Origin of the sequence: Curtobacterium sp. SL109, assembly GCF_026672405.1 — a bacterium.
Taxonomy (GTDB): domain Bacteria; phylum Actinomycetota; class Actinomycetes; order Actinomycetales; family Microbacteriaceae; genus Curtobacterium.
The window spans coordinates 2803777-2819411 of sequence record NZ_JAPPRB010000002.1; the positions used below are offsets into that span (position 1 = coordinate 2803777).

Here is a 15635-nt window from a genome sequence, read left to right on the forward strand (position 1 = left end):
GCGCTGGTGCGGGCGCGGCCACGTCCGTACCGTGACCAGCGTCGCGACGGCGCACCGAGCCTCCCGACCGCACCGCCCAACGACGACCAGCTGCACGGACAGGAGCACGAGATGACCGAGAACGACGCCGCGCAGTGGCGGTTCGAGACCACGCAGATCCACGCCGGCGCACAGCCGGACCCGACCACGGGTGCCCGTGCGACGCCGATCTACAAGACGACCTCCTACGTGTTCGCGAACTCGGACGAGGCGCGTGACCTGTTCGCCCTGGCCAAGCCGGGCAACATCTACTCGCGGATCATGAACCCGACGAACGACGTCCTCGAACAGCGCATCGCGGCGCTCGAGGGCGGGACCGGCGCCCTCCTGGTGTCCAGCGGCCAGGCGGCGGAGACGTACGCGGTGCTGAACATCGCGCAGGCCGGGGACCACATCGTGTCCTCGTCCTCAATCTACGGCGGCACGTACAACCTGTTCAAGTACACGCTCGCGCGGCTCGGCATCGAGACCACCTTCGTCGAGGACCAGGACGACGCCGAGGAGTGGCGCCGCGCGGTCCGCCCGAACACGAAGCTGTTCTTCGCGGAGACGATCGGCAACCCGCGGATCAACGTCCTCGACATCCGGGCCGTGGCCGACGTCGCGCACACAGCCGGCGTGCCGCTCATCGTCGACAACACGATCGCGACGCCGTACCTGATCCGTCCGCTGGAGCACGGAGCAGACATCGTCGTGCACTCGGCGACGAAGTTCCTCGGTGGCCACGGCACGGTCATCGGCGGGCTGCTCGTCGACGGCGGCACCTTCCCGTGGTCCGAGCACCCGGAGAAGTTCCCCGAGTTCAACGCCCCCGACCCCTCGTACCACGGCGTCGTGTTCGCGCAGGCCGTGGGCAACGCGCTCGCCTACATCGTCAAGGCCCGCGTGCAGCTGCTCCGTGACCTCGGTGCGTCGAACTCCCCCGACACGGCCTTCGCGCTGCTGCAGGGCATCGAGACGCTCTCGCTCCGGATGGAGCGGCACGTGTCGAACGCGCAGGAGATCGCGGAGTTCCTCGATTCGCACCCCGACGTCGCCACCGTCGCCTACGCCGGGCTGCCGACCTCGCCCTGGTACGGCGCGGCCAACCGGTACGCGCCGAAGGGCGTCGGCGCGGTGCTGTCGTTCGAGCTCAAGGGCGGCGTGGACGCGGGCCGGGCGCTCGTGGACACCCTGCGGCTGTTCTCGCACCTGGCGAACATCGGCGACGTCCGCTCGCTCGTGATCCACCCGGCGTCGACCACGCACTCGCAGCTCACGCCCGAGCAGCAGCTGACCACCGGGGTAACGCCGGGGCTCGTGCGGCTGTCGGTCGGGATCGAGAACGTCGAGGACCTCAAGGCCGACCTCGAGGCCGGGCTCGCCGCGGCGCGGTCCGTGGCGCAGGCGGGGCTCCGCGCGTAGCGCCTGCCCACGCTCGCCCCTCCCGCGCCCCTTCCGCGCCCGCCTCTCCGCCCCCTCCCGACTCGGAACGACAACGTCGGTGTCGTACGACCTCGGTCTTGTCGTCCGAGCCGCCGACCGCCCACGCATCCCCATGGAGACGACAAGGTCGATGTCGTACGACATCGACGTTGTCGCGCGGGCCGGCGGGTTGCGCCGGTACCACCCAGGCGAGCGGCGGACGACCGGCGCACGCCCGCCGGAGCCGACCCGGGCCTCCCGTCCGGGTCGGCACGCGCCGTAACACGGCGGCGGCGCGCACCGGGGTCCGCGAGAATGGACGGACCATGGACTGGCAGACGACGCCCGAGGACTCCGTGCCGTCCACCCTGGTGCCCGGCACCGCTCTCGGCACCCTCGGCAAGCCGCCCGTCACCGGCGCCTGGCGCCCGGGCGACCCGGTCGGGTCGCGGCACTTCGTGTCCCTCGGCGAGCAGTGGGTGCGCGGCGGCCGACTGCCGAGCGTGCGCATCGCCCACGAGACCTGGGGCACCCTCAACGCCGCCCGGGACAACGCCGTCATGGTGTTCCACGCCCTCACCGGGGACTCCCACGTCACCGGTCACGCCGGGCCCGGGCACCGGACCGCCGGCTGGTGGGGCGACGTCGTCGGGCCGGGCCGGGCGATCGACACCGACCGCTGGTTCGTCGTCGCGCCGAACATGCTCGGCGGGTGCCAGGGGTCGACCGGGCCGTCCTCCGTCTCCCCCGACGGACGAGAGTGGGGCTCCCGGTTCCCCTTCGTGACCGTGCGCGACCAGGTCGCCGCGCAGGTCGGGCTCGCCGACACGCTCGGCATCGAGCGCTTCGCCGCCGTCGTCGGCGGGTCCATGGGCGGGATGCACGCGCTCGAGTTCGCGGCCACGCACCCGTCGCGGGTGGTGCGGCTCGCCGTCCTCAGCACCACCGCGCAGACGACCGCCGACCAGATCGCCGCGAATTCGCTGCAGCGGGCCGCGATCCAGATGGACCCGGGCTTCGCGGGCGGGGACTACCACGACGCCGAACCCGGCGAGGGGCCCTCACGGGGGCTGTCGCTCGCGCGGCGGATGGCGATGATGACCTACCGGGCGTCCGACGAACTGAACGGGCGGTTCGACCGGTCGTGGCAGTCCGACGTGTCACCGCTCGGCGAGGACGGCCGCTTCTCGGTGGAGAGCTACCTCGACTTCCACGGCAACAAGTTCACGCGGCGCTTCGACGCCTCCACCTACGTCACCCTGACGCACGCGATGGACTCGCACGACCTCGGTGCCGGGCGTGGTGGCGTGCAGGCGGCGCTCGGGCAGATCACGGCGCGCACGCTCGTCGTCGGGATCTCCAGCGACCGGCTGTTCCCGGTCGAGGACCAGCACCGCATCGCCGCTGGCGTGCCGGACACCCTCGACGGCGACCGGGCCGCGGTCATCGAGAGCGAGTTCGGGCACGACGGCTTCCTCATCGAGCACGAGGCGGTCAGCGCGCACCTGACACGGCTGCTGGGCTGAGACGCGGGCGGTGACCGCGCACGTCGCGCGCCCTCGTGCCGCGGCGACACGTCCGCGTTGTCCACACACCGCGTTCCCGCCACGCCGCGCCCGGCGGTCCGCCCTGCGGCTCCACTGTCCCCGATCCGCCCACGACACCCGTTGCGCACGGTCTGTCCACGTCCGTCGTGACGACATCGTTGCCAAACCGAACAACCGGGTGTGCCGAACACCCCCCAACGAGTGCCGCTCGTGGAATGATGACTGAGCGTCCACTTCGGATGCCTTCCCGTACGACCCTCGCTCCACCGACGAGGACAGACGCTTCAGGACCCCGATGGAACCCTTGGCTCAGGAACGCGACCGGTTGCTCCGGTCGACGACCCGTGTCGTCGGCATCGTGTGCACCCTGGTCAGCCTGGTCGGGGTGCTCTGCGCCTTCGCCGTGCCGGCCGGTCCCCTCGCCATCGGTGTGGCGTGCATCGTCGTGATGCTCGGGGCGCTCGTCGCCTTCGGCTGGAACGGTGCCGTGTGGTGGACCGCGCTGACGCAGGTCTCCGGGCTCGCCGCGCTCGTCGTCCTGCTCGCGAACGCCCAGCCCGACCTGCGCCAGGTCGTCGCCAGCGCGCTGGTCCCCCTCGCCGCCGGGGGGCTGTCCTCGATGCTGATGGCCCAGCGCGGCCACCTGGTCGGCCTTGGACTGACGATCCTCGGCGGCGGGGCATCGCTCGTCATCATGACCACCGCGACCGGCTCGGTGCTCTCCTCACCCGTCGGCGGCACCGCCCTCGGCTGGGTCCTCACCGCGGTCGTCGCCTACTGGATCTCGCGCAGCATCCCCCGCGTCGCCCGCCGCATCTACAGCATCGGCACCGCGCACCGCGCCGAACGCCAGGCCAGCGAGACCGAGGCCCAGCGCCGCCAGGGCGCCCGCCTGCTCCACGACACCGTCCTCGCCACCCTGACGCTCCTGGCCCACTCCGGCGTCGGTGTGTCCGAGCAGGCCATGCGCGAGCAGGCCGCCGAGGACGCCCGACTGCTCCGCCACCTGCGCCTCGGTGCCACCCCGCAGCCGCAGCAGTCCGGCGACTACTCGCTCACCCGGGCGGAGGAGTCGCCGCTCGGGCAGACCCTCGAGTCGGTCAAGCAGCGCTTCGGTCGCATGGGCCTCGAGGTCAGCTGGCACGGCACCGGGCAGGTCCTCCTGCCGACGCAGGTGCTCGACGCCTTCCTGCTCGCCCTCGCCGAGTGCCTGGAGAACGTCCGTCGCCACGCCGGCGTCGCCGAGGCCCACGTCACGATCGTCCACGACAACGACATGGTCCGCGCGATGGTCACCGACTCCGGCGTCGGGTTCGAACTCGGCGCCATCGACGAGGAACGCCTCGGCTTCAAGGAGAGCGTCGTGAACCGCCTCCGCGAGGTCGGCGGCGACGCCCGCCTGTTCTCCGCGCCGGGCTCCGGCACCACCGTCGTCCTGGAGGCGCCCCGATGACCCGCACCCCCGAGGACACCATCGGTCGCAGCCTGCCCGGTGAGACGCGACAGCCCGCTCCGCGGACCCGCCGGGAGGCTCGTGAGCGGTACCGGGGCACGGAACGTCGACAGGCTCGCGGCCTCCCCTCCACCTCCACCGGTGCGCGCTCGCTGCGACAGGCCGCCAAGCCGGGAGCGTCGCTCGGCGCCGGACACCTCGGCCTCGGCGCGGCAGTGCTCACGGCACTCGAAGCGGTCTCCGGCATCGTGTTCTTCCTGTCGCGCTGGTCCGAGTACCAGGACCCCTGGCTCCCCGCCGCCGCCTGGATCCTGTTCGTCATCGCCGCGGTCGGCGTCGGCCTCAGCGTCATGACGTACGGCGAACGACTCACCGGCGTCGCGTTCGCCCTCATCTGCGTCGTGTTGGGCTGCGTCGTCACGCTCGACTTCATCGGCATCTGGCCCGAGCACGACCTGGCCCACACGGCCAGCGCCTCGGTCGCCGCCGGGTTCGCGCTGCTGCCCGTCGCCACGCTCCGGCCGGCACGCGAGGTCGCCGCCGCGATCGCCGTCCTCGGGCTGGCCTTCGTCGGGATGTCGCTCGCGTCGACCCCGATCACGACCGACACGATCCCCGGGCTGTTCTCCCTGCTGGCGCTCGTGATCGTCCCGCCGTCGGTCGCCATCTTCGTGACGCACCGGTTCCGGCAGCTCGTGCAGCGCGAGCTCGACCGGGTGCTCGTGCAGTCGAACGTCGGCGCGCCGCAGTTCGCCGTCGGGATGCTGGCCTCGGACGAGCTCGCCCGCCTGGACCTCGCCGCCGAGAAGCTCCTCGACGCCGTGGCGAACGGCACCGACCCGCTTCCGTTGTCCGACGCGTCGTCCTCGGTCGCCGCCTCCCTCGCCACCGAACTCCGCCTGCACCTCATCGAGGGCCGCCGCGAGACCTGGCTGTACCACGCGATCACGGAGTCCGACCACCTCGGCCGCGCCGTGAGCGTCGCCGATCCGAGCTCCCTCGCCGGCCACCTCACGCCCGCGCAGCGCGACGGGCTGCTGCAGGCGCTGTGGCAGATGGTCGGCGACGGCCGCGGACACCAGCCCGGCGTCCCGGTGGTCTCCGTCACGCTCGGGCCCGTCGGCACGGCGGGACACCCGGTCTCCGACGAGACCATGGACGTCCCGATCGTCATCGAGTCCCGCGGCGTACCGCGTCGGCGACTCGGGCCGCCAGCGTGGAGCGGCCTGCAGCGCATCGGGCCGTACACCGAGAACGTCCGCGAGGGCGTCCTGCACATCGTCGCCCACTGCGTCGTCAGTCGTCACCCCAACATGTGACCTGCCGGACACCCTGACCACCTGCGCCTCCAGCGTGCAGCCGACCTCTAGGCTCGGCCACGCAGACCACGAGAAAGGACGCCGACATGGCGACTCCAGAGGAACCGATCCGACTCGCACTCGTCGACGACCACAGGATGCTCCTCGGCGCGCTGACCGAGTGGATCCGGGGCGCCGCCGACGACATCACGCTCGTCGCAGCGGTCACGACCTGGCCGGAGCTCCTCACGAGCCCGGCGTTCCCGGTGGACGTGGTGCTCCTCGACCTCGACCTCAAGGACTCCATCCCGGTCTCGCTGAAGATCTCGACGCTGAAGACCGCTGGCGTGAAGACCGTCGTGATGAGCACGTACTCGGAGCCGAACGTCGTGCGCGAGGCCCTCGGGTCCGGCGCCCTCGGCTACCTCGTGAAGAGCGAGGACGCCGACATGATCGTCGAGGCCATCCGCTCCGCCCAGCGCGGCGAGCAGTACGTGTCCGCGGAGCTCGACCTCGCGATCAACTCCGGTGACGTCGGTGGCGTGCCGAAGCTCAGCGCCCAGGAGCGCCGCGTCATGGCGCTCTACGGCGGTGGCGAACCCGTCAAGAGCGTGGCGTACCAGCTCGGCATCTCCGAGGAGACCGCCAAGAGCTACCTCAAGCGCATCCGCGAGAAGTACCGCGTGGCCGGCTTCGACGTGGGCACGAAGGTGGCGCTCCGGAAGCGGGCGATCACCGACGGCATCATCGTGCAGGACGGCAGCCCGCACGGCCTGTAGCCCGCGCCGCTGAACCCGCGCCGCTGGACCCGTTCCGCCGTTCCCGCGCCGCTGAGCCCATTCCGCTGAGATCGCACTTCGTGTCGCGTCGGTCCCGCCGGACCCGACACGGAGTGCGATCTCACTGTCGCAGGCTGCGTCTCGCCGGTCCCGCCCGCGCGCGAGCGGTCACGACACCCCGCTCACGTCCGCCGAGCGGCCTCGGTTCGTCGCTCCCCGACGCCGCGCACGACGAGATGTGACCGCTCGACGGCGCACCGACGGGGTGTCGTGACCACTCGGCATGCCCCGTCCTGGCCTGGCCTAGCCTGGCCTGGCCTGGTGAGATCGCGCTCCGTGTCGCCTCGGTCCCGCCGGACCCGACGCGAAGTGCGATCTCACTGTCGCAGGCTGCGTCTCGGCGGTCCCGCCCGCGCGCGAGCGGTCACGACACCCCGCTCACGTCCGCCGAGCGGCCTCGGTTCGTCGCTTCCCGACGCCGCGCACGACGAGATGTGACCGCTCGACGGCGCACCGACGGGGTGTCGTGACCACTCGGCATGCACCGCCCTGGCCCGGTGAGATCGCACTCCGTGTCGCCTCGGTCCCGCCGGACCCGACGCGGAGTCCGATCTCACCGAGCGCACGTCCGAGTCACGGGACGCGCGCTGCGAGTCGGGGTCAGCCGACGGGGACCGGCGCCTCGATCGGGCCCGTCGAGGTGCGCTCGGCGGCGGCAGCAGCAGCGCGGCGGTTCGTGCGACGCTCGACCCCGTAGCTGATCGCCGTCATGCCGACACCGAGCAGCGCGAGCCCGATGCCGAGCCACCCCGGCGCGACGAACCCGAAGCCGGCCGCGATGACCGCGCCACCGAGGGCCGCACCGAGCGAGTTGCCGATGTTGAACGCCGAGTGGTTGAGCGCCGCCGCGATGGTCCTGGCGTCACCGGCCATGTCCATCAGGCGGGACTGCACCGCCGGCGGGATCGCGGACGAGGTCGCTCCGAGCAGGAACGCCCCGACGAAGACGCCGACGGTCCACTGCGCGGTGAGCACCATGAACAGCAGCGAGGCGATGAGCGCGAACATCCCGACGTAGATCGTGCGCTTGACGCTGTGGTCCGCCAGGTGGCCGCCGAGCACGCCGCCGACGACCATGCCGAGTCCGACCACCACGAGCACCAGCGGCACGGCGGCCTCGGGCAGCCCGGTGACGTTCGTGACGAGCGGCGAGATGTACGAGTAGACGGCGAAGAACCCGCCGAAGCCGACGGCGCCGAGCCCCATCACGAGCCAGACCTGCGGCACGCGGAAGGCACTGAGCTCCCGACGGATCGACGCGGACTCGTCACGAGCCGACCGCGGGACGAAGGCAGACACGGCGAGGAACGTCGCGGCGAACAGGACGGCGACGACGCCGTAGGCCACGCGCCACCCGGAGGTCTGCCCGATCCAGGTGATCGCCGGCACACCGACGACGTTCGCGACGGACAGGCCGAGCAGGACCATCGCGATGCCCTTGCCGCGCTTGCCCGGACCCATGATGTCGCCGGCGACGATCGAGGCGATGCCGAAGTACGCCCCGTGCGGGAGCCCGGCGACGAAGCGTGCGACCAGGACGAGGCCGAACGAGGGCAGCACCGCGCTGGCCACCGTCGCGACCACGAACCCGACGAGCAGCACCATGAGCAGCCCCTTGCGGGGGAACCGGGCGCTCATCGCGGCGATGGTCGGGGCACCGACGACGACACCGAGCGCGTAGGCGCTGACGAGCCATCCGGCGTGGGCGATCCCGGCGTCCGGGTCGGCCGAGTACTGGGTCGGCAGGAGTGCGGCGGCGATGTTCGGCAACAGCCCCATCGCGACGAACTCGGTCGACCCGATGGCGAACCCACCGAGGGCGAGGGCGGTGATCGCGAGCGCGCGTCGCGCCGGCGTGAGCTGGGACATGGTGCCTGGTCTTCGAACGAGGTGCGGGCAGGACCGGCCGCAGCCCTGGTCGGGCACACGGCTGGTGGAGCGGCGTCGACGGGGTCGTCCGAGGTCCGGCGTCCGGACCGCATCGTCACGACCGGCGTCTGGGCCGGCCCGTTCGGCGGTGAACGGAAGCGACCGGGTCAGCAGTGCGACCCGGTCGGTTCAGTGTAGACCGCTCCAAAGCGCCGCCGGAAGCCCTCGGCCGAATCGATTCGAGCCCCCGGTCGGCCGATCCCGCACGGTCAGGCCGCGCGACGCTCCTCGGACGGCTGCCGAGCGGCGCGGCGCGACGACTCCGACGGGTGCTCATCACGGTGCACCCACCCGACGCCGCACTCGGTGCAGGACGCCCAGGCGTTGCCGGAGCCGGACTCGTCCGAGTCGATGACGACCGTTCGCAGGTCACAGTCGGGGCACCAGCCGTCGTGCATCATCACGGTCTCCTCGTGGGTCCAGGACAGGACACCCGGTGTGTCCGTCTGAAAGCCATGACACACCCGACCACCGACATCATCGGGACCCGGGCGGCGTGTCGTGGAGGACTCAGGAACCGCCCTCGAGCGCGGTCTCCAGGCGTGCGACCTTGCCCTCGAGCTCGCCCGTGTACCCGGGTCGGATGTCGGCCTTGAGCACGAGCGACACCCGCGTCCCGAAGGCGCCGACGGCCTCGGTCGCGGCCTTGACGACGGCCATCACCTCGTCCCACTCCCCCTCGACCTCGGTGAACATCGAGGACGTGTGGTTCGGCAGTCCGGACTCGCGGACGACCCGCACGGCGGCAGCGGCGGCGTCGTGCACGGACCCGTCCGGCTGCTCGGAGGGACCACCGGACGGGGCGACGGAGAACGCGACGATCATGCGCCCATCCTGCCCCGGGACACGCGGTCCGGACCAGACCCGGGGAGGTCAGCCGAGCCTCCTGGCTGTGTGACCGGACGCACCCCGCGCAACCCGAGCCGCACCACGGCCACGACGGCCCACACCAGGATCGCGACTTCGAGCGCGTTCCGCACGGTCAGCACCACGAGGATCCACGGCTGCACGGAGAGCACCTGGTCGTACCACCCCGGGTAGACGAGCTGTGTCAGCAGGGCCATCGGCAGTGCGGCGACCGCCACGGGCAGGAACCGCCTGGCGCTCCCCCGTCCTGCCACCAGGCCCCAGACGATGGGCACGGCGAACCACCCGATGTACTGCGGCGACCCCACCTTGTTCGTCGCGACGAGGGCCGCGACGAGCAGCAGCGCGAGCACCGGCGCCACCTCGGCCCGGCGGGCGCCCCGGCCGACGGCCCACGCGGCGAGGACGACGCCCGCGACGACGACGAGCGCCATCAGCGGCGTCGACACGGCTGCCGCCAGGTGCGTGCCGGTGCCGGAGACCTCGAACGTCAGGATCTCGGTGTCGTAGAAGACGGCCGCGCCGGGCACGTGCGCGGCAGCGGCCCACATGAAGGGCGTCGCGAGCGGTGCCTCGATCTGCAGCGCCCGGCCGCTCTGCTGGCCGATGAACGAGAGCAGGTGCGCCGCTCCGCCGAAGAGCACGTCGACGAGCACGACGAGCGCGGTCACCGTCAGTGCCCCGGTCAGCACACCGGCCCGGTGTCCGCGCCGGAGGACCAGGAGCACCCCGACGAGCGCCGCCGGCCACACCTTGACCCAGGCGGCGACGGTGAACACCGCGGACGCCACGGCCGGCCGCGACGCCACGAAGCAGACCCCGACCAGGGCCACGGCGGTCGCGACGGTGTCGATCCGCCCGAGCCCGATCGGGCCGAGCGCGAGCAGGAACACGAGCCACCACCAGACGACCCGCACGCCGAGTGCCCGGAACCGCCAGAGGAACGCGCAGGCCACCGCGTCGAGCACGACCATCAGCACGAGCCAGCCGGTGCCGATCGAGGCCACGCCGCCGATCGCCGCCGCGGCCATCGGCACGATCGCCAGGATCGGGTACACCCAGTCCGAGTCCATCCCGACCCAGAAGTGGGAGCTCAGCCCGGTCTCGATCCACCGCCGGTAGGTGATCGTCACGTCCCCGAGCGGCAGGTTCGCGGTGACCGTCGTCAGCCACCAGAGCACGAGGTGCACGCCCGCGAACGCGGCTCCGAAGCCCGCACGTTCGAACCACCTGGACTGCTGCACCGGACGAGCGTAGCGGCCAGGTCCCCAGGAGTTCCCGAGGGTGACGTGTCAGCGTTCGACGTGTGACCTCCTCATCCCCGCGCGGGAACGCACCCCGGCGCAAGGCCGTCATCTGGATCTCCGTCGTCGTCGGCGTCGCCGTGCTCGCCGTCGTGGGCACCGTCATCGGCACCTCGGTGTACTCGGACACCGAGAACGCGAAGGCCTCGGCCACGCCGACCGTCGCCGCGACCCGGGAGCCCTCCACGCTCGAGACGCAGACCCTCTCCGGGGACTGGGCCGTCGGTGGTGACTCCGAGGCCGGCTACCGCCTGCACGAGGTGCTCAACGGCTCCGACGTCACGGTCACGGGCCGCACGAAGAGCGTCTCCGGCAGCGCGAAGGTCGACGGCACCGCGATCGCCGCCGCGACGATCCAGGTGCAGGTCGGCGACATCACGACCGACTCCGAGCAGCGCGACTCGTACTTCCGCGACTCCGCGCTCGACACGTCGGCGTTCCCGACGGCCACCTTCACCCTCACGAAGCCGATCGAGGACGCCGTCCCGACCGGCACCGCCACGAAGAAGGTCGAGGCCACCGGTGACCTCACCCTGCACGGCGTGACGAAGCCCGTGACCGCGGCGCTCGAGGTCGGTCTGAGCGGCGACGGGGTCGACATCTCCGGTACGATCCCGCTCACCTTCGCTGACTTCAACGTGCAGGCGCCGAACCTCGGCTTCGTGAAGGTCGACGACGCGGGAGGCGTCGAGTTCCTCGTCCACGCGACGCCGCAGCAGTAGGCACACACCCCACCGGACAGGAGGCTCGGTGCCGGACCGGCACCGAGCCTCCTGTCCGTCTGTGGCCGGGTCTAGACGGCAGACCAGCCGCCGTCGCTCGGCAGCACGACGCCGTTGACGTTCGACGAGTCGTCGCTGAGCAGCCAGGTGATGGCGGCGGCGAGCTGGTCCGGCTGCGCGGCTGCCGGGACGATCGCCTGGACGACGGGCCCGATGCGGCTGGCGGCGTACTCGCTGCCCATCGGGGCCTCGATGTTCGTCTCGACCGCTCCCGGTGCGACCGCGTTGGCGCGGATGCCCTGCGGTCCGTGGAAGAACGCGATGCTCTTCGTGAAGCCGGCGATGGCGTGCTTCGACGACGTGTAGGCCGCTCCGGCGGTGGAGCCACGGAGCGCGGCCTCGGACGCGACGTTCACGATCGTGCCGGAACCGGCGGCGATCATCAGCGGGAGCACGGCGCGCGTCAGGCGCATCGGTGCGGTGACGTTCACGCTGAAGACCCGCTCCCACGTCGCGTCGTCGACCTCGGACGGCGGCAGGAAGCGGTCCATGATCCCCGCGACGTTCGCGAGCGAGTCGATGCGGTCACCCGCCGCGGCGACGACCTGCTGGATGGTCTCGGCCTGCGACACGTCGCCGACGACGGTCTCCAGGTCGGCGTCGGGCAGGTCGGCGCGCAGGGCGTCGAGGCGCTCGGCGACGACGTCGGTCGCGATGACGCGGCCGCCCTCGCCGGCGAGGCGGATCGCGGTCGCACGGCCGATGCCGGAGCCGGCGCCCGTCACGACGATGGTCTTGCCGGCGAAGCGGCCGGCGGTGGTGTCTGTCATGGTTCTCCTCAGTGAGTCACGAACACGTGTGACCATTTGTAGCACTCAGTGCTGAAAGGGAACCTGATGTCCGACACCCCCATCGGTCGGCCACGGACGATCGCGCCGCACCGCATCGCCGCCGTCGCCCTCGAGCTGTTCACCGCCCGGGACTTCGACGCGGTGTCGATGGACGACGTCGCCACGGCCGCCGGGGTGAGCCGTCGATCGGTGTTCCGGCTCTTCCCGACGAAGGGGTCCCTGGTGTGGGGCGGCTTCGACGAGTTCATCGACCGGGTCGGCACTGCCCTGCGCGTCCTCCCCGCCGACGTCGACGGGGACACCGCCGTGTGCGCGGCACTGGTGGAGGCGTCGGCGTTCCCGTCCGACGACCAGGACGTCACGCGACGGCGACTCCTGGTGATCGACCGGAACCCGTCCCTGGCGAGCGAGGGCGCGGCGCAGCACAGCGCACTGACCCAGGTGCTGCGCGAGGGCATCGCCGACCGCGACGGCATGGACCACGAGGACCTCGGAGTCACGGTCCGGGCCGCAGCTCGCGCCGCCGAGGCGACGGCCGCGCTGACGTGGTGGGCACGGAACGGCACGGAACCTCCGGAGGCCGTGGTCGCGCGAGCACTCGGTGGGTCGGTGAGCCGGGACTGACGACCTTCCGGATGGCATCCCTTGCGAAACGGAACAGCGTTCCGTATATTGACGGAACGGCATTCCGTTTCGGGTGCCAGACCGTCCGACGAGAGGCACCGCCACCGTGATCACCGACCAACACCCGACCGATTCCGGGTTCACCGCAGCGTCCACAGCGACCGACGTCCTCGCCGGCCTCGACCTCACCGGACGGCAGGTGGTCGTCACGGGCGGCCACAGCCGGCTCGGACGGGAGGTCTCCCGGGCCCTCGCAGCCGCCGGGGCCTCGGTCACCGTCGCCGCCCGGGACACCGAACGGGCAAGCGCCGCCGTCGCCGACCTGCCCGGCGTCACGGTGGAACAGCTCGACCTCACCGACCCGGTCTCGATCGACGCGTTCGCCGAGCGCTGGAGGGCGACCGGCCGCCCGCTGCACGCGCTCGTCAACAACGCCGCGATGCTCTTCTCCCCCGAGCGGCGACTCGACGACCGCGGCAACGAACTGTCCTTCTCGACGACGCACCTCGGGCACTTCCAGCTCACGCGGGCACTCCTGCCGGCGCTCCGTGCCGCGGACGGCGCCCGCGTGCTCACCGTCACCTCCGGAGCCGCACGGTTCGGGCAGATCCGCTGGGACGACCTCGCCTTCGCCCGCGGGTACGACGCCGGTGCGGCCTACGGGCAGTCCAAGCGGGCGAACGTCCTGTTCACGGTGGAGCTCGACCGGCGCCTGGCCGACGAGGGCATCCGTGCGTTCGCCGCGCACCCGGGTGTCGTCATCGGCCCCGGCCCGCACGACCCGTCGCGCCTGGCGTCGCACCGGGAGCAGGGCCTCATCGACGCCGACGGCGCGACGGTCATCGACCCCGCCGTCGGCAAGAAGACCGTCGAGCAGGGCGCGGCGACCCTGGTGTTCGGCGCGGTGAGCCCGGTGCTCGACGGCGTGGGCGGCGTCTACCTCAAGGACAGCGACGTCGCCGTGCTCGACGACACCGTGCGGCCGTTGACCGCGTCGAGCATCCCGTCGGACGCGAACTCCGCGATGCTCGACGAGGCGGATGCTCGGCGGCTCTGGGCGGTCACGGAGCAGCTGCTGGCCTGACGGCGACCGTCCCGCCGGTCCGACGGTCTTCCGCACCGCGCACCGCGCTGGAGGCTCGGCACCGGTCCGGCACCGAGCCCCCGTCCGGACGTGGCCCGGTCAGCCGTGGGACGGCAGGAAGCCCGTCAGCGCGGCGACGACGAAGAGCGTTCCGATCACGGCGAGGAAGACGCCGATGAACCGCATGAAGCCCAGCGTGATCGGTTTGCCATTGGCGAACTGGTCACCGCCGACCTTCCGCGCCCACTGCGGGGAGACCACGATCGTGAGTCCCCACAGGGCAGCTACGGCACCACCGATCCCGAAGACGAGTTGCGGGTTCATCAGCCCCGCCGCCGAGCGATCTGCTGGCGCAGAGTGCGGACGAACACGACCTCGAGCCCGACGGCGATCGCGAACCCGAGCACCGCGAACGCGATGTGGGCCGGATCCTGCCCGGACGTGAGTGCGATGACAGGCAAGGCCACGACGAGCACCCCACACACGACGACGTTGAAGACTGCTCCGATGACGCCTCCCGGGGTTCGACCGGTGCGCTGCATCCAGGGTGTGGGCATACCTCACATCCTATCGACCGGGCAGGCGGTGCTCAGTGCGCCTCAGCGGTGACGACGGTGTCCGGCAGCGCCCAGCATCAGTCGGCCGCGCGAGCCGGCTCGACGTCGTCCGGCGTCTTCGACTCCTCGTGCCGGATGCGCACGACGCTGGCGATCGTGGAGACGCCCATCGCCGCGAGGATGACCACGAGCGAGACCCACGTCGGGATCTCCGGCGCCCACGCGATGTGGTCGCCGCCGTTCAGGAACGGCAGCTCGTTGCCGTGCAGTGCGTGCAGGACGAGCTTCACTCCGATGAACGCGAGGATGAACGCGATCCCGTACTTGAGGTAGACCAGCCGCTCCAGCAGGCCGCCGAGCAGGAAGTACAGCTGCCGCAGGCCCATCAGGGCGAAGACGTTCGAGGTGAAGACGATGAACGGGCTCTCGGTGATGCCGAAGATCGCCGGGATCGAATCGAGGGCGAAGAGCAGGTCGGTGGTGCCGATCGCGATGAGCACGACGAGCAGGGGTGTGAAGTGCCGGACGCCGTCCTTGTGCGTGCGGAACTTCATCCCGTCGAACGTGTCCGTCAGGCGCACGCGACGGCGCAGCAGGCGGACGATGAAGCCGTCCTTCTGCTCCTCGTCCTCGTCCTCGCCGCGCAGCTGCTGGATCGCGGTCCAGACGAGCCAGGCGCCGAAGATGTAGAAGATCCACGAGAAGTTCTCGATGAGCTGCGCGCCGACCAGGATGAAGATCCCGCGCAGGACGAGCGCGATGATGATGCCCAGCATGAGCACCTCTTGCTGGATCTTCTTCGGCACCGAGAACCGCGCCATGATGATGACGAAGACGAACAGGTTGTCGATGCTCAGGCTGTACTCGGTGAGCCACCCGGCCAGGAACTGCCCCGCCGGCTCACCACCCGCGAAGACGAGCATCGCGACGGCGAACACGAGCGCGAGCCCCACGTAGACGCCGACCCACACCGCCGACTCCTTGAGCGTCGGCACGTGCGGACGCCGCGCCACGATGAGCAGGTCCGCGAGCAGGATCACGACGAGCGCGACGATCGAGCCGACTTCGAACACGACGGGGAGTTCGGGCATTGCGTGGTGGTCCTTGCTGCTGGTGG

At 71.5% G+C, this 15635-nt stretch carries 16 protein-coding genes; 8 read left to right on the forward strand and 8 right to left on the reverse strand.

Features of this window, described 5'->3' with window-relative positions:
* The first annotated feature begins 111 nt into the window (after window positions 1-111).
* The 5 genes from OVA28_RS14785 to OVA28_RS14805 all read left to right on the forward strand — a co-directional run bounded on the left by OVA28_RS14785 (window position 112) and on the right by OVA28_RS14805 (window position 6520).
* Window positions 112-1443: a bifunctional o-acetylhomoserine/o-acetylserine sulfhydrylase gene (locus OVA28_RS14785; protein ID WP_268097479.1), complete on the forward strand. Its 1332-nt coding sequence runs from the start codon at window positions 112-114 to the stop codon at window positions 1441-1443.
* 326 nt (window positions 1444-1769) lie between these two features.
* The gene (gene metX / locus OVA28_RS14790; RefSeq protein ID WP_268097481.1) at window positions 1770-2969 is read left to right on the forward strand and encodes a homoserine O-acetyltransferase MetX; all 1200 of its coding nucleotides are present in this window, start codon (window positions 1770-1772) and stop codon (window positions 2967-2969) included.
* 316 nt (window positions 2970-3285) lie between these two features.
* Window positions 3286-4443, forward strand: coding sequence for a sensor histidine kinase (locus OVA28_RS14795; protein ID WP_194660339.1), 1158 nt, complete (start codon window positions 3286-3288; stop codon window positions 4441-4443).
* Window positions 4440-5762: a hypothetical protein gene (locus OVA28_RS14800; protein WP_268097482.1), complete on the forward strand. Its 1323-nt coding sequence runs from the start codon at window positions 4440-4442 to the stop codon at window positions 5760-5762. The genes OVA28_RS14795 and OVA28_RS14800 overlap by 4 nt, the downstream gene beginning before the upstream one ends.
* A gap of 86 nt (window positions 5763-5848) precedes the next feature.
* A complete protein-coding gene (locus tag OVA28_RS14805; RefSeq protein WP_071271083.1) occupies window positions 5849-6520 on the forward strand; it encodes a response regulator transcription factor in 672 nt (223 codons plus the stop codon).
* A 660-nt stretch (window positions 6521-7180) separates the two neighbouring features.
* On the opposite strand, the gene OVA28_RS14810 is transcribed toward OVA28_RS14805, so the two are convergent.
* The 4 genes from OVA28_RS14810 to OVA28_RS14825 form a co-directional block, all read right to left on the reverse strand.
* Entirely contained in the window at window positions 7181-8449 is a 1269-nt protein-coding gene (locus OVA28_RS14810; protein WP_268097483.1) for an MFS transporter, read from the reverse strand.
* Window positions 8450-8718: 269 nt separating this feature from the next.
* Window positions 8719-8910 carry a hypothetical protein gene (locus OVA28_RS14815; RefSeq protein WP_268097484.1) on the reverse strand — a complete coding sequence of 64 codons (192 nt, stop codon included), beginning with the start codon at window positions 8908-8910 and terminating at the stop codon, window positions 8719-8721.
* 109 nt (window positions 8911-9019) lie between these two features.
* A complete protein-coding gene (locus OVA28_RS14820) occupies window positions 9020-9334 on the reverse strand; it encodes a thiamine-binding protein (protein WP_268097485.1) in 315 nt (104 codons plus the stop codon).
* A complete protein-coding gene (locus tag OVA28_RS14825) occupies window positions 9331-10620 on the reverse strand; it encodes a hypothetical protein (RefSeq protein ID WP_268097486.1) in 1290 nt (429 codons plus the stop codon). The genes OVA28_RS14820 and OVA28_RS14825 overlap by 4 nt, the downstream gene beginning before the upstream one ends.
* Window positions 10621-10682: 62 nt before the next feature.
* On the opposite strand from OVA28_RS14825, the gene OVA28_RS14830 reads away from it, so the two are divergent.
* Window positions 10683-11402 carry a YceI family protein gene (locus OVA28_RS14830; RefSeq protein ID WP_268097487.1) on the forward strand — a complete coding sequence of 240 codons (720 nt, stop codon included), beginning with the start codon at window positions 10683-10685 and terminating at the stop codon, window positions 11400-11402.
* Between the two features lie 71 nt (window positions 11403-11473).
* Here OVA28_RS14830 and OVA28_RS14835 read toward each other — a convergent pair whose 3' ends face one another.
* Window positions 11474-12232: an SDR family NAD(P)-dependent oxidoreductase gene (locus OVA28_RS14835; RefSeq protein ID WP_268097488.1), complete on the reverse strand. Its 759-nt coding sequence runs from the start codon at window positions 12230-12232 to the stop codon at window positions 11474-11476.
* A 66-nt stretch (window positions 12233-12298) separates the two neighbouring features.
* Between OVA28_RS14835 and OVA28_RS14840 the strand changes: the two genes are divergently transcribed.
* Window positions 12299-12877, forward strand: coding sequence for a TetR/AcrR family transcriptional regulator (locus OVA28_RS14840; protein ID WP_268097489.1), 579 nt, complete (start codon window positions 12299-12301; stop codon window positions 12875-12877).
* A gap of 106 nt (window positions 12878-12983) precedes the next feature.
* Window positions 12984-13961 (forward strand): SDR family NAD(P)-dependent oxidoreductase, encoded by a 978-nt coding sequence (locus OVA28_RS14845; protein ID WP_268097490.1) that lies wholly within the window; start codon window positions 12984-12986, stop codon window positions 13959-13961.
* A gap of 99 nt (window positions 13962-14060) precedes the next feature.
* Here OVA28_RS14845 and OVA28_RS14850 read toward each other — a convergent pair whose 3' ends face one another.
* From OVA28_RS14850 to OVA28_RS14860, 3 genes are all read right to left on the reverse strand, one after another.
* Window positions 14061-14285, reverse strand: a complete 225-nt coding sequence (locus OVA28_RS14850; protein WP_268097491.1) for a hypothetical protein — start codon at window positions 14283-14285, stop codon at window positions 14061-14063.
* Window positions 14285-14518, reverse strand: a complete 234-nt coding sequence (locus tag OVA28_RS14855; RefSeq protein WP_268097492.1) for a hypothetical protein — start codon at window positions 14516-14518, stop codon at window positions 14285-14287. The genes OVA28_RS14850 and OVA28_RS14855 overlap by 1 nt, the downstream gene beginning before the upstream one ends.
* 77 nt (window positions 14519-14595) lie before the next feature.
* Window positions 14596-15609 (reverse strand): TerC family protein, encoded by a 1014-nt coding sequence (locus OVA28_RS14860; RefSeq protein ID WP_268097493.1) that lies wholly within the window; start codon window positions 15607-15609, stop codon window positions 14596-14598.
* Window positions 15610-15635 lie beyond the last annotated feature (26 nt).